The organism is Nonomuraea jabiensis, from assembly GCF_014204795.1.
GTDB classification, from domain to species: Bacteria; Actinomycetota; Actinomycetes; order Streptosporangiales; family Streptosporangiaceae; genus Nonomuraea; species Nonomuraea jabiensis.
Map to the genome: position 1 here is coordinate 2321951 of NZ_JACHMB010000001.1, position 20215 is coordinate 2342165.

16 protein-coding genes are annotated in these 20215 nt (G+C 68.6%); 9 read left to right on the forward strand and 7 right to left on the reverse strand.

The annotated features are described in order from the left end of the window. Nucleotides 1-70 precede the first annotated feature (70 nt). Together HD596_RS09945 and HD596_RS09950 are read left to right on the forward strand one after the other, a co-directional pair. Nucleotides 71-475, forward strand: a complete 405-nt coding sequence (locus tag HD596_RS09945) for a Zn-ribbon domain-containing OB-fold protein (protein WP_185068983.1) — start codon at nucleotides 71-73, stop codon at nucleotides 473-475. After that, on the forward strand, nucleotides 472-1656 hold the full coding sequence (locus HD596_RS09950) for a lipid-transfer protein (protein WP_185068984.1): 1185 nt from the start codon (nucleotides 472-474) through the stop codon (nucleotides 1654-1656). The genes HD596_RS09945 and HD596_RS09950 overlap by 4 nt, the downstream gene beginning before the upstream one ends. Before the next feature lie 52 nt (nucleotides 1657-1708). Here the strand turns inward: HD596_RS09950 and HD596_RS09955 are convergent, their stop codons facing one another. The 5 genes from HD596_RS09955 to HD596_RS09975 all read right to left on the reverse strand — a co-directional run bounded on the left by HD596_RS09955 (nucleotide 1709) and on the right by HD596_RS09975 (nucleotide 7437). Continuing rightward, complete coding sequence (locus tag HD596_RS09955; protein WP_185068985.1) at nucleotides 1709-2722, reverse strand: ABC transporter ATP-binding protein; 1014 nt, start codon at nucleotides 2720-2722, stop codon at nucleotides 1709-1711. Continuing rightward, nucleotides 2709-3743 carry an ABC transporter ATP-binding protein gene (locus HD596_RS09960; protein ID WP_313043448.1) on the reverse strand — a complete coding sequence of 345 codons (1035 nt, stop codon included), beginning with the start codon at nucleotides 3741-3743 and terminating at the stop codon, nucleotides 2709-2711. The genes HD596_RS09955 and HD596_RS09960 overlap by 14 nt, the downstream gene beginning before the upstream one ends. Nucleotides 3744-3756: 13 nt before the next feature. Continuing rightward, nucleotides 3757-4731 (reverse strand): ABC transporter permease, encoded by a 975-nt coding sequence (locus tag HD596_RS09965; RefSeq protein WP_185068986.1) that lies wholly within the window; start codon nucleotides 4729-4731, stop codon nucleotides 3757-3759. Further along, nucleotides 4724-5686 carry an ABC transporter permease gene (locus tag HD596_RS09970; RefSeq protein ID WP_313043451.1) on the reverse strand — a complete coding sequence of 321 codons (963 nt, stop codon included), beginning with the start codon at nucleotides 5684-5686 and terminating at the stop codon, nucleotides 4724-4726. Before HD596_RS09970 ends, HD596_RS09965 begins: the two co-directional genes overlap by 8 nt. A gap of 110 nt (nucleotides 5687-5796) precedes the next feature. Next, complete coding sequence (locus HD596_RS09975) at nucleotides 5797-7437, reverse strand: peptide ABC transporter substrate-binding protein (protein ID WP_185068988.1); 1641 nt, start codon at nucleotides 7435-7437, stop codon at nucleotides 5797-5799. A gap of 476 nt (nucleotides 7438-7913) precedes the next feature. Between HD596_RS09975 and HD596_RS09980 the strand changes: the two genes are divergently transcribed. The 3 genes from HD596_RS09980 to HD596_RS09990 all read left to right on the forward strand — a co-directional run bounded on the left by HD596_RS09980 (nucleotide 7914) and on the right by HD596_RS09990 (nucleotide 10093). After that, nucleotides 7914-8849, forward strand: coding sequence for an ABC transporter permease (locus tag HD596_RS09980; protein ID WP_185068989.1), 936 nt, complete (start codon nucleotides 7914-7916; stop codon nucleotides 8847-8849). Beyond that, nucleotides 8842-9708 carry an ABC transporter ATP-binding protein gene (locus HD596_RS09985; RefSeq protein WP_185068990.1) on the forward strand — a complete coding sequence of 289 codons (867 nt, stop codon included), beginning with the start codon at nucleotides 8842-8844 and terminating at the stop codon, nucleotides 9706-9708. Before HD596_RS09980 ends, HD596_RS09985 begins: the two co-directional genes overlap by 8 nt. A gap of 229 nt (nucleotides 9709-9937) precedes the next feature. Continuing rightward, complete coding sequence (locus HD596_RS09990) at nucleotides 9938-10093, forward strand: hypothetical protein (RefSeq protein ID WP_185079459.1); 156 nt, start codon at nucleotides 9938-9940, stop codon at nucleotides 10091-10093. Nucleotides 10094-11156: 1063 nt separating this feature from the next. Here the strand turns inward: HD596_RS09990 and HD596_RS09995 are convergent. Then, nucleotides 11157-12170 carry a hypothetical protein gene (locus HD596_RS09995; protein WP_185068991.1) on the reverse strand — a complete coding sequence of 338 codons (1014 nt, stop codon included), beginning with the start codon at nucleotides 12168-12170 and terminating at the stop codon, nucleotides 11157-11159. A 462-nt stretch (nucleotides 12171-12632) separates the two neighbouring features. Beyond that, entirely contained in the window at nucleotides 12633-13949 is a 1317-nt protein-coding gene (locus tag HD596_RS10000) for a KamA family radical SAM protein (RefSeq protein WP_185068992.1), read from the reverse strand. 178 nt (nucleotides 13950-14127) lie between these two features. Here HD596_RS10000 and HD596_RS10005 point away from each other — a divergent pair, with 178 nt between their 5' ends. The 4 genes from HD596_RS10005 to argS all read left to right on the forward strand — a co-directional run bounded on the left by HD596_RS10005 (nucleotide 14128) and on the right by argS (nucleotide 20116). Continuing rightward, nucleotides 14128-14685 carry a DUF1707 SHOCT-like domain-containing protein gene (locus HD596_RS10005; protein ID WP_313043458.1) on the forward strand — a complete coding sequence of 186 codons (558 nt, stop codon included), beginning with the start codon at nucleotides 14128-14130 and terminating at the stop codon, nucleotides 14683-14685. 253 nt (nucleotides 14686-14938) lie between these two features. Continuing rightward, a complete protein-coding gene (plsX, locus tag HD596_RS10010; RefSeq protein WP_185068993.1) occupies nucleotides 14939-15958 on the forward strand; it encodes a phosphate acyltransferase PlsX in 1020 nt (339 codons plus the stop codon). A gap of 40 nt (nucleotides 15959-15998) precedes the next feature. After that, nucleotides 15999-18392, forward strand: a complete 2394-nt coding sequence (locus tag HD596_RS10015; protein ID WP_185068994.1) for an HAD-IC family P-type ATPase — start codon at nucleotides 15999-16001, stop codon at nucleotides 18390-18392. Further along, on the forward strand, nucleotides 18389-20116 hold the full coding sequence (gene argS, locus HD596_RS10020; protein WP_185068995.1) for an arginine--tRNA ligase: 1728 nt from the start codon (nucleotides 18389-18391) through the stop codon (nucleotides 20114-20116). The genes HD596_RS10015 and argS overlap by 4 nt, the downstream gene beginning before the upstream one ends. The last annotated feature ends 99 nt before the right edge of the window (nucleotides 20117-20215 follow it).

A 20215-nucleotide genomic window follows, 5' to 3' on the forward strand; every position in this document is an offset into this window, starting at 1 on the left:
GGAAGGGACGTCGGCGGGCCACTGGCACGAGCGGAGTCGCCCTAGCAAGCGCTTGTGCGATACTAAGGGCATGGCGTTAGCGATCGAGGGCTGGTTCGCCGTCGACGAGGACGGCGTCTTCCTCCTGGGCACCCGATGCGCGACCTGCGGCACCGTCGCCTTCCCGCCCCGCACCGGCCTCTGCCCCAACCCGCGCTGCGACGCCACCCCGACGGAGACGATCCGCCTCCCCCGCCGCGGCCGGGTGTGGTCGTACACGAACGCCTGCTACCCGCCCCCCGCCCCCTACGTCGCCGCGGACCCGTACGTGCCGGTGACGCTGGCCGCCGTCGAGCTCGACGAGGTGGGGATCGTGGTGCTCGGGCAGGTCAAGGGCCTCACGGTGAACGAGCTCGAGGTCGGCATGGAGCTGGAGCTCACCTCCGGGCCGCTGTCGGACGGGCCGCTGGTGTGGATGTGGGAGCGGGTCTCATGAGTGTGGTGGTGCTGGGCGTCGGGATGCATCCGTGGGGCAAATGGGGCAGGCCCTTCCTGGAGTACGGCGTCGCGGCCGCCCGCGCGGCCCTGCGGGACGCCGGGGTGGCGTGGACCGACGTGGAGTTCGTGGTCGGGGCGGACACGATCAGGAACGGCTACCCGGGCTTCGTCGCGGGCGCCTCCTACGCGCAGGCGCTGGGCTGGTCGGGCGCCAGGATCGCCTCCTGCTACGCGGCCTGCGCCTCCGGCGCCCAGGCCGTGGACATCGCCCGCACGCGCATCCTCGCGGGCCTGTGCGACGTGGCGCTGGTGGTCGGGGCGGACTCGACCCCGAAGGGCTTCTTCAAACCGGTCGGCGGCGACCGCCCCGACGACCCCGACTGGCTCCGCTTCCGCCTGCTGGGCGCCACCAACCCCGCCTACTTCGCCCTGTACGCCCGCAGGCGCATGGCCGTGCACGGCTCGACCCCGGCCGACTTCGCCGCCGTCAAGGTCAAGAACTCGCGGGCCGGCTCGCTCAACCCCATGGCCCGCTACCGCAAGCCCGTCACCGCCGAGGAGGTGCTGGCCTCGCCCCTGGTCGCCGACCCGCTGCGCCTCATGGACATCTGCGCCACCTCGGACGGGGGCGCGGCGGTGATCCTGGCCTCGGAGTCCTACGCCCGCCGCCGGGGCCTGCGGGCTCCGGTACGCCTGGCCGCGGTCTCCACCGTCACCCCGACCTTCCCCAGCACGATCCTGGAGCTGCCGAACTTCGCCACCGACTCCTGCGCCGCCGCGCCGGCCCCCGACAGGCCCTTCAGAGCCGCGATCGCGCACGCGGCGTACGAGGAGGCAGGGGTGGGACCCGAGGACGTCTCGCTGGCGGAGGTGTACGACCTCTCGACGGCCCTGGAGCTGGACTGGATGGAGGACGTCGGCCTGTGCCCGCCAGGGGAGGCGGCCAAGCTGCTGCACGACGGGGAGACGGGGCTCGGCGGCCGCATCCCGGTCAACCCCTCGGGTGGCCTGGCCTCCTTCGGCGAGGCGATCCCGGCCCAGGCGATCGCCCAGCTCTGCGAGCTGACCGTGCAGCTGCGGGGCGAGGCCGGCGACCGCCAGGTGCCCGCCGCCCGCGTGGGCCTGGCCGCCAACCAGGGCCTCTTCGGCCACGGCTCCGCCCTGATCGTCACCACGTAGAGACGCGAAGACCCTCCGGGGGAGCTCCCTCGGAGGGTCTTCGGAAGGCGCGTCAGCCCACGTGCACCACGTCGTGCGTCTCCGCGAAGTGGCAGGCGCTCTCGTGCCCGGTACCCGGCCGGATCTGCAGCAGCGGCTCCTCCTCGGCGCAGATCTCCTGCGCCTTCCAGCACCGCGTACGGAACCGGCATCCCGACGGCGGGTTCGCCGGTGACGGCGGGTCGCCCTGCAGGATGATCCGCTCCCGCTGCTCCCGGCCCTCCGGGTCGGGCACCGGCACCGCCGACAGCAGCGCCTGCGTGTACGGGTGCGCGGGCTTGTCGTAGATCTCGGTGTCCTTCCCGAGCTCCACGAACTTGCCCAGGTACATCACGCCGACCCGGTCGGAGATGTGCCGCACCACCGACAGATCGTGGGCGATGAAGATGTACGCCAGGTCGAACTCGTTCTGCAGCCGCTCGAGCAAGTTGATGACCTGCGCCTGGATGGACACGTCCAGGGCCGACACCGGCTCGTCGCAGACGATGATCTCCGGCTGGAGCGCCAGCCCTCGGGCGATGCCGATGCGCTGCCGCTGTCCTCCGGAGAACTGGTGCGGGTAGCGGTTGATGTGGTCGGGGTTGAGCCCGACGACCTCCAGCAGCTCCTGCACCTTCTTGCGGCGGTCACCGCGCGGCGCCACCTCGCTGTGGATCTCGTACGGCTCGCCGATGATGTCGCCGACGGTCATCCGGGGGTTCAGCGAGGTGTACGGGTCCTGCATCACCATCTGGACGTTGCGGCGCATCCGCTTGAGCTCGCCGCCCTTGGCCTTGCCGATGTCACGGCCGTTGATCAGCACCGAGCCCGAGGTCGGCCGCTCCAGCGCCATCAGCACCTTGGCGAGGGTGGACTTGCCGCAGCCCGACTCGCCCACGATGCCCAGCGTCTCGCCCTTGTGCAGGTCGAACGACACGCCGTCGACGGCCTTGATGGCGCCGATCTGCCGCTTGAACAGGATGCCCTGGGTCAGGGGGAAATGCTTGACCAGGTCGCGTACCTCGAGGATGCGCTCACCGTTCGCCATCGAGGACCTCCCTCCAGTAGTGGCACGCGCTGCCTCGGGTGCCGCTGATCTCGTGGAGCGGGGGGACGTCGGTCACGCAGTTGTCCTGCCGGTAGGGGCACCGGGGGTGGAACGCGCAACCGGTCGGCAGGTCGAGCAGGTTGGGCGGCAGGCCCTTGATCGCGTACAGGTCCTGGCCCTTGAGGTCGACCCGGGGGATCGACTCCAGCAGGCCCTTCGTGTACGGGTGGGCGGGGCCCTTGTAGATGTCGTGCACGGGGGCCTTCTCCACGATGCGGCCCGCGTACATGACGGCGATCTTGTCGGCCACGTCGGCCACGACGCCGAGGTCGTGCGTGATCAGGATCAGGCCCATCTGGCTCTCGCGCTGCAGCTCGGCCAGCAGCTCCATGATCTGGGCCTGGACGGTCACGTCGAGCGCCGTGGTCGGCTCGTCCGCGATCAGCACCTCGGGGTCCAGCGCGATCGACATCGCGATCATGATGCGCTGCCGCATGCCGCCGGAGAACTGGTGCGGATAGTCGTTCACGCGCTGCCTGGCGGCCGGGATGCGGACCCGGTCCATCAGCTCGACGGCCTTCTTCATGGCGTCGCGCTTGGACATGCCGCGGTGCACCCGGAACATCTCGCTGATCTGCCAGCCCACGGTGAACACCGGGTTGAGCGCGGAGAGCGCGTCCTGGAAGATCATCGCGATGCGCTGGCCGCGCACCTGCGTGCGCGCCTCCTCCGACAGCCTGAGCAGGTCGGTGCCCTTGAAGCGGATCTCCCCCTTGGGGATGACCGCCGGCGGCATGTCGAGAATGCCCATGATCGCCTGCGCGGTCACGGACTTGCCCGAACCCGACTCGCCCAGCACGGCGAGCGTCTCACCGGGGCTGACCGTGTAGCTCACGCCGTTCACAGCGCGTACGACCCCGGCACGCGTACGGAACTCCACGTGCAGGTTGTCGACCGCGAGCAGCGGTTGGTCGCCCAGCCCTCCCTCGGCGGGCAACACATCCGTTGACGTCTTCTTCACTTGATCCCCCCTTCTACCTGAGTTTCGGGTCGAGCGCGTCGCGTACGGCGTCGCCCATCATGATGAACGCCAGCACCGTGATGCTGAGGAACACGGCCGGGAACACCAGCGGCAGCGGCGCCTCCAGGAATCTGATGCGCGCGTCGGCGATCATCAGGCCCCATGAGATGTCCGGCGACTGGACGCCCACGCCCAGGAACGAGAGCGCGGCCTCGGCGGCGATGAAGCCGCCCAGGTTGATCGTGGCCACGACGATGACCGGCGCCAGCGAGTTGGGCAGCAGGTGGCGGAACATGATCCGTCCTGCTCCCGCGCCCAGTGCCCTGGCCGCGACCACGAAGTCCTGGTTCTTCGCGGTGATCACGGCCGCCCGCATGATGCGGAACGTCATCGGCCAGCCGAGCACTGCCAGCGCGAGGATCACCAGCATGATGCTGTTGGCCCGGCCGCGGAAGGTGGCGGCGATGAGCAGCGCGCCCAGGATCGGGGGGATGGCGAAGAAGATCTCGGTGACCCGCGAGGACACCGTGTCGACCACGCCGCTCCGGAAGCCGGCCACCAGGCCGAGCAGACCGCCGACCAGGGTGGTGATGATCGTGGTGAACACGCCGATCACGATCGAGTTGCGCGCGCCGTAGATCGTCCTGGCGTAGACGTCGCAGCCCAGGCTGTCCTTGCCGAACAGGTGGCCGGCGCTGGGCGCCTGCCTGGCCGTCGACAGGTCACAGGTCCTGGCGTTGAACGGGTCGATCGAGGTGAACAGCCACGGCAGGAACGACATGACGAGCAGGACCAGGATGATGACCACCGAGAGGATGAACATCGGCCGGCGCCTGAGGTCGTACCAGGCGTCGGTCCACAGGCTCGCGGGCTTGCCTTCCTTGCCCTTCTTGCCCCGCGGGGCGGGCGCCGGGTCGGTAACCGCGTCCGTGACCAGTGTCTGCGTCTCCGGGAGCCCGGGCCCGACCGGCGGGATGGGGTTACTCATAGCGGATCCTCGGGTCGAGCACGGCGTACAACAGGTCGACGACCAGGTTGGCCAGGATGTAGATCAGCACCAGGACGGTGATGATTCCCACCACAACCGGTTGTTCTCGCAAGTAAACCGACTGGAACAGCTGATTTCCAATCCCCGGGAGATTGAAGATCGTCTCGGTGATCACCGCGCCGCCCATCAGGTTGCCGAGGTCGGCGCCGAGATAGGTGACCAGCGGGATCAGCGCGTTACGCAACCCGTGCCGGCCGATGACACGCCGCCTCGGCAGGCCCTTGGCCGTGGCCGTGCGGATGTAGTCCGCTCTGAGCGTCTCCACCAGGCTGGTCCTGGTGAGCCTGGTCAGGTACGCGATCGACGTCCCGGCGAGCACGAAGCCGGGCAGCAGGTAGCTGCGCCAGCCCGCGAACGTGCCCGCGACCGGGAAGATGTCCAGCCCTGTCCACAGCTTGAGCTTGACGCCCAGGATCAGCTGCAGCACGAAGCCGGTGACCAGCGTGGGCACCGAGATGAGCAGCAGCGTGGAGGCGAGGATCGCGGTGTCAGTGGCCTTGCCGCGGCGCAGCGCCGCCCACAGGCCCAGGCCGACGCCGATGAGCGCCTCCATCACGAGGGCGGTCACCGCGAGGTTCAGGGTGACCTGGAACTTGCCGGCCATGACCTGGGACACGGGGACGTCGGCGAAGTTCACGCCGAAGTCACCGCGGAAGAGCACGCCGCTGATGTAATACCAGTACTGCAGCAGCAGCGGATCGTTGAGGTGATACTGCTCGCGCAGGACCTCGGCGACCGCGGGGTCCGGACGCTTGTCTCCGAACAGCGCCGCGATGGGGTCCCCAGGCAGTGCGAAGACGATCATGAAGATGAGTAGCGTGGCGCCGAGCAGGACGGGTATCGCCTGGATCAAGCGCCTGATGACATAACGGCCCATACAAGCCCTCCGGTACATGACTTGGAGGCAGCCCCCGGAGCCCGTGGTTCACCCGGCTCGAGTGGCTGCCTCCAAGCTCAGCCCTCCGGCGGGTGGACGGCAAGCGCCGTCCACCGCGCGAATGAACGTCAGGCCTTCTCGATGTCGGCCCAGTTAACCTGGTTGAGCAGGTTGAGCTTGACGTTCTTCACCTTCGAGGAGTACCCGAAGTTGCTCCGGTAGAAGTAAACCGGGATGTACGGAAGGTCCTTGACGAGGATGTCGTCGGCCTGCTGGTAGAACTTCAGGCCCTCGGCGGCGTCGGCGGCCTGGTCACCCTTGGCGACCAGGTCGTCGAACGCCTTGTTGGAGTAGCCACCGTAGTTCGAGCCGGTGCCGATGGAGCCGGTGCCGAAGATCGGCGTCAGGTAGTTCTCAGCCGACGGGTAGTCGATCGACCAGCCCATGCGGAAGAGGCCCTTGTACTCCTTGGCGTCCAGGGCGTCCAGGATGCCCTGGAACTTCTCGAACGGCTTCGGCGTGACCTCGATGCCCAGGTTGGCGCGGAGGTTGTTGGCGACCGCCTCGATCCACTCCTTGTGGCCACCGTCGGCGTTGTAGCCCAGCTCGATGGTCTTGGGGCCCTTGGCGGCGTCGTACAGCTTCTTGGCCTCGGCCGGGTTGTACGTGCACGCGTCGCAGGCGCCCTGGCGGTAGCCGGGGATGGCCGGGTTGATGAAGTCGTCGGCGGGGGCGCGGGTGCCGGAGAAGACCGTCTCGGTGATGGTCTTCCGGTCGATGGCCAGCGAGATGGCCTTGCGGACCTGCGGGTCCTTGAACTCGGGGTTGTACTGCAGCGGGACGCCGATGTAACCCACGGCGGCGTCGGGCTCGTCGTGGTAGCGGTCGCCGAGCACGGACTTGGCGGTGGCGATCGTCGACGGCGGCAGCGAGTCGTGGATGTCCAGGTTCTCGGCCTGCAGGTCGTTGAACGCGGTCTCGGAGCTCGTGTAGACCTTGAACTGGAGCTTCTTCCAGTTCTTCGGCTTGGCGCCCGGGAACTTGTCGTAGACCGTCAGGTCGATGGTCTGGTCGGTGCCCTTCTTGTAGGGCTTGTCGAGCTTGAACAGACCCTGGCCGATCGGCTGCTCACCGAACTGCTGCGTCACCTTGCCGTCGGGGCCGAGGGCCGCCTTCGGCAGCGGGTAGAAGGCCGTGTAGCCCAGCATCGTCTTGAACTGCGAGAACGGCGCCGAGAGCGTCACCTCGAGGGTGGAGTCGTCGACGACCTTGAGACCCTTCATCTCCTTGGCCGTCGGCGTCTTGCCCTCACCCGGGTGCACGTCGGCGTAGCCGTCGACGCGCCCGAAGAAGTAGGACGAGCCCATGGCGTTGTCCTGCAGGGCCGCGTAGTTCCACGCGCGAGCGTAGTCGGCGGCGGTAACCGGCGTGCCGTCGTGCCACGTGTAGCCGGACTTGAGCTTGATCGTCCAGACCTTGCTGTCCGACGTCGTGATCGACTCGGCGGCCTCCTCAACTGGCTGCTTGTTCTCGTCGTAGCGCACCAGCGGCGAGAACACTGCGGCAAGGACCTCGGAACCCTCGGTCTCGGTCGTGTTCTGGGGGTTCAGGAGCTCCTGGGGCTCACCGATCTCCATGCGGACCGGCGTCTCCCCGCCGCCCCCGGCAGCAGTGCCGCCACTGTCAGAGGCACCGCCGCCACACGCGGCAACCGCGAGGGCGAGCAGCGCGGTACCGGCGACGATCTGTACGCCCTTAGTAACACGCATGGTGAAAGAATTCCTCCCTCTACAGGTGGGCGTAAGCGCTGAGCTGCGGTGATCGTGAGCAGCCTGACGGGGGGATCCTGGTTTTCCCCCCGGGTTTGGCTGACATGGTCAAACCAGCCGACGCCCTGCCAGTCGATCGCGACTATCCCTTACTACTTGCCACCAGGGAGTCTCTGGCGCGTTGCAGTTCGGTCACACGTGTGCCAATCCAGCGTCACAGACATTCAGCCCAACAGGCAACAAATCGTACAGAGCCCGTGTAACCGGTACGGCCAGGACGTGAACAGACGATGAAAATTACCCTCTACATGAGAGTGGTCGCGCCCTTGCCAGCGCACCGCGCCTCGCTGGGCTACGGTTGAGCAGGTCTTGACGGCACCTTGGGAACCGAGCGTCCCGAGGCTCCGTCCAACTGACGCTGCCGCCAACCCGCGCGGCAGGCACCTCACCGACCGGGATCCAATAGAGTCCTTGCCATGAGCCAGCCGGAATCCGCTGTCGCGGACGCCCAGGCGGGCGGCCGAAGCGGGCAGGAGCCGCTGGCCAAGCTCGCCAAGAGATACGGACTTCGCCGTGCCATCGCGCGGCCGAGGTTCCCTGTCTACATGCGCCAGCTCTGGGAGCGGCGACACTTCATCCTGACGTACGCGACCTCGCGCAACGTCTCGAAGTACACCAGCTCCGCCCTCGGCCAGCTGTGGCAGGTGCTGACTCCCCTGCTCAACGCCGGGATCTACTTCCTGATGTTCGGCCTCATCCTCGGCGGCAGCAAGAACATCGAGAACTACACGGCGTTCCTGCTCACCGGGATGTTCGTCTTCACCTACACGCAGCGCACGGTCACCGCGGGCGCCAAGTCGATCTCGGGCAACCTGTCGCTCATCAGGGCGCTCCACTTCCCCCGCGCCTCGCTGCCGCTGGCCTACACGATCCAGGAGCTCCAGCAGCTCGCCATCTCCATGGGCATCCTGCTCGTCATCGTGCTGCTCACCGGCGAGGGGCTCAACTGGTTCTGGCTGATGATCCCGGTCGTGCTGCTGCTCCAGACGATGTTCAACATCGGCGCCGGCCTGATCGTCGCCCGGCTCGGCGCCTCGATGCGCGATCTCAACCAGTTGCTGCCGTTCATCACCCGCACCTGGCTCTACGCCTCCGGCGTGTTCTTCTCGATCCAGGACAAGGTCGTCGGCTCCGCCGAGCTGCCCCAATGGGTGGCCAATGTGATGTACATGAATCCCGCCGCTTCCTACATCGAATGGATGCGCGAGATCCTCATCTCGAGCCACAATAAGCAGTTCGGCCACCACCCCCCGACCATGGTGCTGGTGTCTTGCGTATTCTGGGCGGTGTTCACACTCGGCTTCGGGTTCTGGTACTTCTGGCGGTCCGAGGAGAGGTACGGGCGTGGCTGAACTTACCAAGGAGCTGTCACAGGTGAAGGGCGAGAAGCCCGCCGTCCCCGGCAAGGATGTGAGAGTGCATCCCAATCCGGAGCCCCAGGGCAAGCGGCCACTCGACGTCCCCACGGGCACTCCGACCGTCATCGTCGACGATCTCCACATCGTCTACCGCGTCTACGGCGCCGCCTCCGACGCCGAGAAGGGCAACGCGGTCAACGCCCTCACGCGCATCCTCAAGCGCCAGGGCCGCCCGCAGATGAAAGAGGTCCACGCGGTCAAGGGCGTGACCTTCGTGGCCTACCACGGTGACGCCATCGGCATCGTGGGCCGCAACGGCTCGGGCAAGTCCACGCTGCTGCGGGCCATCGCGGGCCTCCTGCCGCCACACAAGGGCGCCGTCTACACCGACGGCCAGCCCTCGCTGCTCGGCGTCAACGCGGCCCTCATGCGCGAGCTCACCGGCGAGCGCAACATCGTGCTCGGCTGTTACGCCATGGGCATGACGCCGGCCGAGGTCCGCGAGAAGTACCAGGAGATCGTCGACTTCTCCGGCATCGACGAGTTCGTCCAGCTCCCCATGTCCACCTACTCCTCCGGCATGGGCGCCCGGCTCCGCTTCGCCATCTCCTCGGCCAAGACCCACGACGTCCTCCTCATCGACGAGGCCCTGGCCACGGGCGACCGCGAGTTCCGCAAGAAGAGCGAGGAGCGCATCCGCCAGATCCGCGAGTCCGCCGGCACGGTCTTCCTCGTGGCCCACGACCTCAAGGTCATCGAGGAGACCTGCAACCGCGTCATCTGGCTGCACAAGGGCAAGATCAAGATGGACGGCGACCCGAAGGAAGTCATCGCCGCCTACAACAAGGGCTGATCTCCTCTCACGGCGCGACCGCCGCCGCCGCACGGCTCGGAGCCTCCCCCCGCTCCGGCCCGATGCCCTGCCGGGTTACGGCCACAAACACCGACACCTTTGCGTTTTTCGCTGTTGTGTGCGAAACGCGGGCGACTGCAGTGGCAAAAGACTGACATCGTGGCTGCCGTTCCGATAGGATTCGAACGTCAATTCGATCCGAGGTACGCTGATGGAGTGGGAGCGCGCGATGGTGGAGCTTTCGACCGCGATCGACCACCTGGCCACCGAGGACGTGGCCGAGATTCCCCGGATACAGCTCGCCGAGCAGCTGCTGGAGCTGCACTGGCAGATGGCCAGACTGCAGGCCCAGATAGCCCGGCGCACCGGCGTCCGCCTGCCCTGAGCCCCCCGACCGGCCCGTAATCACGACAATCACCCACTCCGCAGAGCCACGACCCACCGTCCCCCTGGACGGCTGAGAGCACGCCGTGACGGCGGCCGGCCCCGTGCGGGTCAGCGGGCGTCCCCCTGGAGGCCGCCGGCCCCGTGCGGCGGGTGGCGCCGCCCGTGCTCCGCCGTACAGGATGGGGTTTGCGACCCCCAGAGCCAGCACAAAGAACAGGCCCGGAACCAGCACAAAAGCGGCACAGAGCCAGCGCAAAAGAGGGGCCTGAGCCAACGCAAAGGAGCGGGCCAGAGCCGGCACAAAAGAGCGGGCCTGAGCCGGCGCGAGGGAGCGGCCCCCGCAGCACGCCGTCGCGGGCGAGCGGGGTGCGGTGGTGCGGGTTGTAGACCTGCCGCACCCCGAACCCGCCGGGAAAGCGTCCGGCGATCTCCATGGCCGGCCGGCGCATGGAAAAGCCGCCGACCCCGGATGTCGGGGTCGGCGGCGGGCTCGGGCGGCGCCGCTGCCCTGCAGTGGCGGCGCGCTGCGCGAGCCGGGCCGTGGGCGCGTCCGCCCAGGCCCGTCATGAGATCTGCCCGCTTGCGCGGGGTCTCGCCACCCACGCGCGCCAGTGCCGTCGGCGCTCGGCACCTGTGAGCGCCCCGCCGGCCTGCCGCGTCGGTGCGAGAAACGTCCCCAGTCAGCCTCCCTGCCGACCTGCCGGTCTGCCGGTCTGCCGCGCCGGAGCGCCGGTGTTCCCAGTCAGCCCCCGCCGACCTACCGCACCAGAGTGACGGCACCGGGCCTGCCGGGCGGGAACGGGCGGCACGCGGACCGCCGTTCCAGCACATCGGCACGCGACGCGCCACGTCGCGGCGGCGACACCGGACCTGCCGCGCCAGAGCGCCGGCAGTCGCCCGGCCCGGGAAAGGGAACACGCCGTTCGGAGAACAGCTGGGGCGCGCGAACGGGACCGCCTCGCGGCCGGCACGGCCGGTTCCTGGGCGTCGGCACCTAGGACGCCCGCGAACCGTCACCCCGGCCCTCGGCGAGCCACCGCTCTACGGCGCCTCCATCGCGTCTAGTGGCGAATCCAGGAGTCACGCACCGAGCTCGTCAGCGACTCGGTGGACCAGCCGAGCGCGATCAGCACGTCACCGTAGGTGCCGGTGGCCTTGGCGCCGTTGGCCGACACGACGCCGGAGGTGTCCTCGACGAGCGGAGTGAGCTCGTCCACGGAGGCGGCCTGCGCGGTGCTCGGCAGCGCCTCGATGACCGGAGCCATCTCGACCGGCGCCACCTGGCCGACCACCGGCGACAGCCGGCCGCTCGCGGCGTGCGGCAGGGCCCGACGGGCCGCCTCGCCGAGACCGGCCACGATCGACTCGGCCGACAGGGTCTCGATGCCCTTGCTGGTGCTGCCCATGGTCTTGGCCGTGGCCGCGCCGGCGTTCAGGAGGGTGGATCCGGTGCCCGGCAGCACGCTGTTGTTGTTCAGCTTGTCCATCGCGTCACCGAAGGACGTGTTGAACAGGCCCGTCGTCGCGTCGTACGCGCCGCGCAGGGTCTCCCCCTCGGTCAGGACCTGGCCGCCGTCCTGCCGGCCGGCCTTAACCGAGGTCGCGACGGGCTGGGCCATGCGGGCCGCCCCCGACAGGGCGGGCACGGGCAGGGACTCGGTCAGGCCCCCGCCGCCGAGCGAGAACCCGCCGACGATCGGTGACAGCTCCGGCAGCGGACCACCGAAGTTGGTGACGTCCTCGGCCGCGTTCGGCGTGGTGGTGTATCCCTGCCTCTTCTGGTTCTCCGCTGCGATGTCCCGCTCGACGCTCGTCATCGGACGGCTGGGCTGCGCCGCGGACTTGCCCTGAAGGCCGCCGCCCAGCAGCCCGTTCAGCTGGCCGCCGCCGACCAGCCCGCTCAGCAGGCCGTCCTTCAGCAGGCCGCCGCCCAGCAGGCCGTCGAGCGGGCTGTTGGTGCCGCCGCCGTCGTTGCGGACGGCGTTGTTCCCGGCCTCCGCTTGTGCCGGCACGGCCAAAGCCGCCGCCAGGCCGAATACTGTGACGGCGACAGCCGTCTTGACTACTCGATTCATGATTGCCTTCCCGGCTCGTGATCGATCGCTCTCGAATGCGGTGGAAATGCGAATCGATAACCCCCGAAAGCCGTGGCGTGCGCGCTATGGGCACCACACGAAGCGTGCCGTCACGGCTGAGCTACGCCAGCAGTTCTATCACTCGCCGTGATCGGCCGCAGGCGCATGAAAGCCCATGTAGCAGGGGTTTGCAGGCCGGTTACCGAGTGAAGGAAGAGCGTTGAGCGGGGAGACAAAACGGGAAATAGACGGGTCTAGTTTCCGATATTGCGCGCGCTCGGTACGGCTTCACGAGCGCGCCGGTTCGGATCCCGTACGGGGAAGCTTTGGATGGCGTACACGAAAACTTGGAGCGGATCCCGGGAAATTTACGCCCCGGGCGGCCCGTGAACAAAGGGTCGCGAAAACAAATGTCACGGGCCGCGGGCGCGGATTTCCGGTCGCGTGGACGCGGGCGACCGGTCAGACGGGCAGCAGCGCCCCGGCGGGCTCGAACGGAAAACGTTCGGCGAACGCCGGGCGCAGGTCCGTCAGCCAGACGGCCGACGGGTCGTAGCGCGCGAAGAACGGCCGCCCCACGAGCGAGGGGTCGCGCGCCTGGATGAAGTGGAGCATGAACACCTGCTCGCCCGCGATCTCGGTGACGCCGTCGACGCACACCTTGCCGGGCGTGGCCGACATCGACGGCCCGCGGACCGTGCGGCAGAGCCCCGAGACGGTCGAGTACGCGTCCCTGAAGATCTCGTACGCACGCGCCAGCGGCACCGCGAAGTAGTCCTGCGGCCCGGTGTCGCGCTCGATGAACATGTAGTACGGGATCATCCCCATCCGGAGCTGCCGCCGCCACATGTGCGACCACACGGCCGGGTCGTCGTTGATCGACCTGATCAGCGGCGCCTGGGTCCTGATCGTGGCCCCGCTGCCGAGGATCCGCTTGACGGCGGACTCGACCAGCGGCGACTCCAGCTCGCGCGGGTGCGAGAAGTGGGCCATGAACGCGAGGTTCTTGCCCGCGTTCACCACCTCCTCGAACAGCCCGAGCGTGGCGTCGGCGTCAGGGTCGGTGGTGAAGCGCTGCGGCCAGTAGGCCAGCGCCTTGGTGCCGATCCTGATGGACTCGAGCTGCTCCAGATCCAACAAGGGCTCGATATATCGCCTGATGACGGGCTCGCCCATGATCATCGCGTCGCCGCCGGTGATCAGGACGCTGGTGACCTCGGGATGCTGGCGAATGTAGGCCACCATCTGGTCGATGTCGTCGGAGGCGAACTTCAGGTCCGCGTCCCCGACGAACTGCGCCCACCTGAAGCAGTAGGTGCAGTACGCGTGACAGGTCTGCCCCTGCTTGGGGAAGATCAGCGCGGTCTCTGCATATTTGTGCTGCATGCCAGGCACCGGCTCGTCGCCCATCCTCGGGACGTTGAGCTCCTTCTGGCCTGCGGGGTGCGGGTTGAGCTGTGCGCGTACGCGGTTCGCCTCCGCCTGGATCTCGACGTTCGGCGCCTCGGCCTTGAGCAGGTCCGCCAGCCGGGCGACGTCGGTCGCGGGAAGCATGTCCTCCTGCGGGAAGACGAGCCGGTAAATCGGGTCGTCGGGTGCGGCCGACCAATCTATGAGTTCATCGACGACGTAGGCGTTGGTCCGGAACGGCAGCACGGTGGCGACGGCGCGGACCTTCAGCCGCTCTTCGTCACCCAGCCCCGCACGCTTCAAGAGCTCGTCGAGGTGCTTGGACGTGTACGCCTTGAAGCGCCGCGTGCCAGCTTGGTTCAAGATCACTAGGCCGTTCCCATCTTTTTTGTTCGATCGGGTGTAAACCTCACGACCCTGTCGCGCGTCTACGGTTCTTAATACCCGGACGCTGTCAGGCACGTCAGCGGTTCCGCTGGACTCCAAGTTTTCCTTGAGGTTCACGGACACTCGCGACATATCGCGAATGGGCATACACTGATTTACCGTGATCCATGACCCTGACCAGCGGGCCTCAGACGCCGACCGCGACCGCGTGGCCGCGGTCCTGTCAGAGGCCCTCGCCACAGGAAGACTCACCAGCGTCGAGCACGCCGACCGCCTGGACGTCGCCTACGCGGCGAAGACGGTGGGCGAACTCGTCCCCCTCACCCGGGACCTGCCCGAGGTGTCCGCGTCCAACGTGCCCGCCGCCATCGAACAGCAGGTCATCGACTCGAAGTTCAGCAAGATCGTCCGCAAGGGGCGGTGGGTGGCCTCCCGCAACACCCGGCTGTCGGCCCGGTTCGGGGCACTCATCATCGACCTCTCGGAAGCGGTGCTGCCGGGCCGCGAGATCACCATCGAGACGAACGCCTGGTTCAGCAAGCTGATCGTGCGCGTTCCGGACAACGCGCACGTGATCGACGAGGGCGCGTCGATCTTCGGCAAGCGCAACGTGACGGGGGGCTCGCAGGCCGACGGGCCGCTGATCCGGGTCACGGGGTCGTCGAAGTTCTCCAAGGTGATCGTGTCGCGCGGTAAGGACGACTGGAACCTCCACTGAGTCGGCGCCGCGAAGGCCGCGGAGCCACCGAGCCGCCGCCTCGCAAGAGAAGGCAGGGGTGGGTCGTCCGGGCGACGGCGGCGGGGTGTGGGGGCGAGCCGGGGAGTCGGTGAGACTGGAAGGGGTCCTCGAGGGAACCAACAGGGCCTACCCGCCGGTTAACCTGGCACCTGCCTTGCCTACTATGCGGACATACCGAGCCCGCGTTCCGGTCAAGCCGTGGCGGCGGGCTCGATGCCGTACGAGGTGATCATTGTCCGACAGCAGGCCCATCGCGATCGACGCCATGGGCGGCGACCACGCACCCCACGAGATCGTGGCGGGAGCGGTGCATGCCGTCCGGGAGCGCGGTCTGTCCGTCGTGCTCGTCGGCTCCCCCCGCGTGCTCTACGAGGCGCTCGCCGACCACGACGCCACCAAGGAGGTCCCGATCGTACGGGCCGAGGAGGCGCTGGCCATGGACGAGGGCGCGCTGGCGAGCCTGCGCCGGCCCCGTTCGAGCATCGCCGTCGCCTGCCACCTCGTACGCCGCGGCGACGCCGCCGCGGTCGTGTCGGCGGGCTCCACGGCGGGCATCGTGGCCACCGGGAGGCTGCGGCTCAAAGGCCAGCAAGGCGTGCTGAGACCGGCCATAGCGGTCCCCATCCCCACCCTCCCCAACCCCACCGTGCTCATAGACGCGGGCGCCAACGCCGAGGTCAAGCCGGAAATGCTGGTGCAGTTCGCCCATCTGGGGACGGCCTACGCCGAGCTCGCGTACGGCATCGAGACGCCCCGGGTCGGCCTGCTCACGATCGGCAGCGAGGCCGAGAAGGGCAACAAGCTCGTCAAGCGCGCCCACGAGCTGCTGCAGGCCTCCCCCGGCCTCCGGTTCGAGGGGAACGTCGAGGGACACGACCTGCTGACCGGCAAGGTGGACGTGATCACCACCGACGGGTTCACCGGGAACGTGGCACTGAAGACCATGGAAGGCGCGGTCCGCTACGCGTTCACCGAGCTCAGGGCGGCCGTCACCGACAGCAGGCTGGCCAGGCTGGGCGCCGCGATGCAGCGCTCGCGCATCCGCGAGCTGCGCCGCCGCCTCGACCCCGAGGCGTACGGCGGCGCCGTGCTGCTCGGCCTGAACGGCACCGTCGTGATCGCCCACGGCTCGTCCAGGGCCGACGGAATCAGCGCGGCCTGCAAGCTCGCGGCCGACCTGTCCTCGGTCGGAATCGTGTCCCGCATCGGCGACAAGATAGCCACCACACATCGCTCCCACAGATTGTGGTGACCCCGTAGGGTGTGACCGATCCACAGAAACAGGGGGTTATGTGGACCGGCTCTCCACAGTGGCCAGCGGACTCACTTCGGCACAGGTGGCGGGGGCGAAGCCCAACCACGTCCCGCGGCGGTCGAGCAGGTCGCTGAGCGCGATCGTCAGGGCGAACGTCTTCACCCTGTTCAACCTCGTCATCGGCGTGCTCTGGGCACTGGTCCTGATCTTCGGTGAGTGGCAGGACAGCCTGTTCGGCCTGGTCATCGTGGCCAACGTACTGATCGGCATCGTCCAGGAGCTGCGCGCCAAGCGCACCCTCGACAAGCTCGCGGTGATCAACGAGGCGCCCGTACGGGTCCGGCGGGACGGCGAAGAACGGCTGGTCCAGCCCCGCCACGTGGTCTTAGGCGACCTGATCCTGCTCGGCCCCGGCGAACGCCTGCTGGTGGACGGCGAGGTGGTCGAGTCCGACGGGCTGGAGGTGGACGAGTCGCTGCTGACCGGCGAGGCCGACCCGGTGCACAAGCAGCCCGGCGACGAGGTCCTGTCGGGCAGCTTCGCCGTGGCGGGCGCGGGCGCGTTCGTGGCCACGCGGGTCGGCACCGACGCGTACGCGGTGAAGCTCGCGGAAGAGGCGAGCAAGTTCCATCTCGCCCATTCCGAGCTGCGCGAGGGCGTGGCGAACTTCATCAAGTACATCACCTGGCTGGTCATCCCGATCGGCGCCCTGCTGATCTACAGCCAGCTCAAGCACTCCGCCGACTTCGGCACCGCGATCACCGGCGCGGTCGCGGGCATCGTCACCATGATCCCCGAGGGCCTGGTGCTGATGACCTCGATCGCGTTCGCCGTCGGCGTCGTACGGCTGGGCCGGCACAAGTGCCTGGTCCAGGAGCTGCCCGCGATCGAGGGCCTGGCCAGGGTGGACGTGCTGTGCCTGGACAAGACGGGCACGCTCACCGCCGGCGGCATGGACCTCGACCAGGTGCTGCCCCTGCGCGACGGCCACCCGGTCGAGGACGCGCTGGCCGCCCTGGCCCACCTCGACCACTCGCCGAACCCCACCGCCCAGGCCATCCGGGCCCGTTACGAGAGCGCCCGGGACGGGTGGACGGCCGGTGAGACGGTGCCGTTCTCGTCGGCGCGTAAATGGAGCGGGGCCCACTTCGGCGAGCGGGGCGCGTGGGTGCTGGGGGCGCCGGACGTGCTGCTCGACGGCGGGGACGCCTACGACCAGGCCGCCGAGCTGGCCGCCACCGGCGCCCGCGTGCTCGTCCTGGGCCGCGCCCGAACCCTGCCCGCCCCTCAAGCGAGCACGACTCGCATTGAGGCAGGCGGGGACGGCATCGAGGCAGGCAGGGCAGAGGCAGGCAGGGCAGACGTCGAGGCGGGCGGGGACGGCATCGAGGCGGTGGCGCTCGTCACGCTCAAGCAGCGCGTCCGGCCCGACGCCCGCGAGACCCTCCGCTACTTCGCCAAGCAGGGCGTCGCGGTCAAGGTCATCTCCGGCGACAACCCCACCGCGGTCTCCGCCATCGCCACCGGCCTGGAGATCCCGGACGCGCACCGTTCGATCGACGCCCGCGACCTGCCCTACGACGACGAGGACAAGCTGGGCGAGCTGCTCGACTCCCACACCGTGTTCGGCCGCGTCAGCCCCCGGCAGAAGCGGCAGTTCGTCACCGCGCTGCAGGCCAGGGGCCACACCGTGGCCATGACGGGCGACGGCGTCAACGACGTGCTCGCGCTCAAGGACGCCGACCTGGGCATCGCGATGGGCGCGGGCAGCCCGGCCACCAAGGCGGTCGCGCAGGTGGTGCTGCTCGACGACAAGTTCGCCACGCTGCCGCACGTCGTGGGCGAGGGACGGCGGGTGCTGGCCAACATCGAACGCGTCTCCAACCTGTTCCTCACCAAGACCTTCTACGCGATCGTGCTGTCGCTCCTGGTCGGCGTGGCCGGGGTCATGTTCCCGTTCGCGCCCCGCCACTCCACCCTCACGAACGCTCTGACCATCGGCGTCCCCGCGCTCTTCCTCGCGCTCGCGCCCACGTTCGAGCGCTCGAAGCCGGGGTTCGTCCCCAGGGTGCTGCGCTTCGCCGTACCCGCCGGGGTGTTGTGCGCGGCGGCGGTGCTGCTGTCGTTCTGGGCCGCCCACAGCGGCACCTCCACGCTCGTCGAGGATCAGACCTCGGCGGTGATCACGCTCTTCCTCACCACCTGGTGGGTGCTCGTGCTGATCGCCAGGCCGCTCAACTGGTGGCGGATCGCGCTGGTCGCCTCGATGGCGGCGGCGTTCGCGATCGGGTTGACGATCCCCTTCGTACGGCACTTCTTCGCCCTCGAACCCGGCGACCTCGGCAACGATCTGACCTCCGTCGGCATCTCGATCGTGGCGGCGGTAATGATAAGCGTCGCTGTCAAGGTCGCCGGTACCCTTAGAACATGACCGACCCGCAGATAGTGCTCACCGAGCGCGTCCAGCAGGCGCTGGCGCGCGCGTTCGGCCAGGAGCACGCCGACGCAGATCCGCTGATCCGGCCCTCCCAGTTCGCCGACTTCCAGGCGAACGTCGCGATGAGCCTGGCCAAGCGACTGCGACGGGCGCCGCGGGAGGTCGCCGAGGCGATCAAGACGGAGCTGTCCGACTTCCCCGGCACGATCGAGGTCAGCGGCCCCGGCTTCCTCAACATCACCCTCGACGACTCGTGGATCGAGTCCGAGGCGACGCGGATGCTGGCCGACCCGCGGCTCGGCGTCGGCACGATCACGCCGTCGCAGACCGTGGTGATCGACTACTCCGCGCCCAACGCGGCCAAGGAGATGCACGTCGGCCACCTGCGCACCACGATCGTGGGCGACTCGCTGGCCCGCCTGCACGAGCACCTCGGCAACACCGTGATCAGGCAGAACCACCTGGGCGACTGGGGCACGCCGTTCGGCATGCTGATCGAGCACCTGCTCGAGATCGGCGAGGAGGCCGCGGTCGCGCAGCTGGAGGCCGGTCAGGGCACGGAGTTCTACCAGGCGGCACGGGCGAAGTTCGACTCCGACGACGCCTTCAGGCAGCGCGCCCGGGTGCGGGTGACCACGCTGCAGTCGGGCGACGCCGAGACGATGCGGCTGTGGCACGTGTTCATGGACGCCACCGTCCGCTACTTCAACAAGGTCTACCAACTGCTCGGCGTGACGCTGACCGATGCCGACCTCGCCGGCGAGAGCATGTACAACCCCATGCTCCAGAAGACGTGCGACGACCTCGAGGCGGCCGGGACGGCGGTGATCAGTGACGGCGCGCTCTGCGTGTTCCCGCCCGGCTTCACCGGCTCCGACGACAAGCCGTTGCCGCTGATCATCAGGAAGAGCGACGGCGGCTACGGCTACGCCACCACCGACATGGCGGCGATCCGCTACCGCGTCCACGACCTGAAGGCCGAGCGCATCCTCTACGTCGTGGGCAACGAGCAGGCGCTGCACTTCCGGATGGTGTTCGCCGCGGCGCGGCTGGCGGGCTGGCTGCCCGACTCGGTCTCGGCCGAGCACGTCCAGATCGGCATGATGCTGGGCAAGGACGGGCGCCGGTTCAAGACCCGCTCCGGCGAGTCCGTCAAGCTGATGGACCTGCTCCAGGAGGCCGTCGACCGGGCCACGGCGGCCATCGCCGACCGGGGCTACGACGAGGCCACCACGAAGGAGATCGCGCACGCCGTCGGCATGGGCGCGGTGAAATATGCCGATTTGTCGGTCAGTCACGACAGCGAGTACGTCCTCGACTTCGACCGCATGATCAGCTTCACCGGCAACACCGGCCCCTACATGCAGTACGCCACCGCCAGGATCCGCTCCATCTTCCGCAAGGCGGGGGTGGCTCCGGCCGAGGCGACAGGCCCCATCGTGCTGGCCGCACCGGCCGAGCGCGCGCTGGGCCTCCAGCTGCTCGGTTTCGGCGAGCTGGTCTCCCAGGTCACGACCGAGTCGGAGCCACACCGGCTGTGCAACTTCCTGTTCCAGACCGCCAGCCTCTTCAGCACGTTCTACGATGAGTGCCCGGTGACCAAGGAAGGCGTCGACCCGGAGACCAGGCAGCACCGGCTGGCCCTGTGCAAGCTGGTCCTGGACGTTCTGGAGAAGGGGCTCGACCTGCTGGGTGTGCCCGTTCCCGAGCGTATGTAACAGGCAGTTGGCTCAAAGCCCGCAGATCCGCCGTGGGCGCGCCTTCACCTGGTTGGCGCGCCCGAACGGTTAGGCTTTACGCGGTCATGAATTGAGGCC

What these genes read in the sequence shown, in the direction of transcription:
- HD596_RS09990 (WP_185079459.1), top strand. Translation starts at nt 9,938, where the DNA reads ATGGTGGAGCTTTCGACCGCGATCGACCACCTGGCCACCGAGGACGTG.
- HD596_RS09945 (WP_185068983.1), top strand. Translation starts at nt 71, where the DNA reads ATGGCGTTAGCGATCGAGGGCTGGTTCGCCGTCGACGAGGACGGCGTC.
- argS (WP_185068995.1), top strand. Translation starts at nt 18,389, where the DNA reads ATGACCGACCCGCAGATAGTGCTCACCGAGCGCGTCCAGCAGGCGCTG.
- HD596_RS09975 (WP_185068988.1), bottom strand. Translation starts at nt 7,437, where the DNA reads ATGCGTGTTACTAAGGGCGTACAGATCGTCGCCGGTACCGCGCTGCTC.
- HD596_RS09950 (WP_185068984.1), top strand. Translation starts at nt 472, where the DNA reads ATGAGTGTGGTGGTGCTGGGCGTCGGGATGCATCCGTGGGGCAAATGG.
- HD596_RS09955 (WP_185068985.1), bottom strand. Translation starts at nt 2,722, where the DNA reads ATGGCGAACGGTGAGCGCATCCTCGAGGTACGCGACCTGGTCAAGCAT.
- HD596_RS09965 (WP_185068986.1), bottom strand. Translation starts at nt 4,731, where the DNA reads ATGAGTAACCCCATCCCGCCGGTCGGGCCCGGGCTCCCGGAGACGCAG.
- HD596_RS09970 (WP_313043451.1), bottom strand. Translation starts at nt 5,686, where the DNA reads ATGTACCGGAGGGCTTGTATGGGCCGTTATGTCATCAGGCGCTTGATC.
- HD596_RS09995 (WP_185068991.1), bottom strand. Translation starts at nt 12,170, where the DNA reads ATGAATCGAGTAGTCAAGACGGCTGTCGCCGTCACAGTATTCGGCCTG.
- HD596_RS09980 (WP_185068989.1), top strand. Translation starts at nt 7,914, where the DNA reads ATGAGCCAGCCGGAATCCGCTGTCGCGGACGCCCAGGCGGGCGGCCGA.